The sequence below is a fragment of the Vibrio sp. TRT 21S02 genome (assembly GCF_050113675.1).
In the GTDB taxonomy this organism is placed as follows: Bacteria; Pseudomonadota; Gammaproteobacteria; order Enterobacterales; family Vibrionaceae; genus Vibrio.
The window spans coordinates 1-581 of sequence record NZ_JBNJOI010000072.1 but is presented as its reverse complement, the minus strand read 5'-3'; the positions used below and the strand labels follow the sequence as shown (position 1 = coordinate 581).

Genomic DNA, 581 nt, shown 5'->3' with positions numbered 1-581 from the left:
TAACGCCCAATTAAGGTGTGAAGCACGCGACCACGACACTAAATTGGATCGCCATAAACACAGAACTAAACCCGAACCAAAAATGCCAAGCGTGCTGAATCACTCTTAAATTGTTTGTTAGCTGCGAACTGGATAAGCTTAGTAGTATTTCTTGAATAGCTTATCGATAACATTGACTTTCAAGTCTCTAATCCTCGATATACCTTGAGCAACATCTGGATCTCTTTCGTCAATTAAACCAAGCTTGTCCAACTCACCAACTGCTTCCATAAAATGTATATACGCTACACGATGATTTTGGTCTTCGCTGAAACCTAAAGCTTGTTCCATAAGGTTAATGACGGGCGAATCCATATCCAAAGAATCAGTATGCTTCTCAACTGAAGAAATTACTAAATACCCAGAAATAGCTGCTAATTCCTTAAAAGCATCATGAATTGCTTTTTTCTCTTTTCTTTCTCGGAAAATATTAAACATAAAGGTTTACCACAAGATACATGACTATAACGGAACACATTATATAAAATGACAGACTGTAAGGTTGATTTAAAGCAGAGTTATATCGATTAGCAGCTAACGCC

The 581-nt window shown here is 37.2% G+C and carries 1 protein-coding gene; it reads right to left on the bottom strand.

Annotated features, from left to right (window positions below; all coding sequences use genetic code 11):
- Positions 1 to 138 precede the first annotated feature (138 nt).
- Positions 139 to 477: a hypothetical protein gene (locus tag ACQEXU_RS22005; protein WP_228096214.1), complete on the bottom strand. Its 339-nt coding sequence runs from the start codon at positions 475 to 477 to the stop codon at positions 139 to 141.
- Between the last annotated feature and the right edge of the window lie 104 nt (positions 478 to 581).

Bases quoted from the DNA above. Each gene is read 5' to 3' on its own strand.
- ACQEXU_RS22005 (WP_228096214.1), bottom strand. From the start codon at position 477: ATGTTTAATATTTTCCGAGAAAGAAAAGAGAAAAAAGCAATTCATGAT.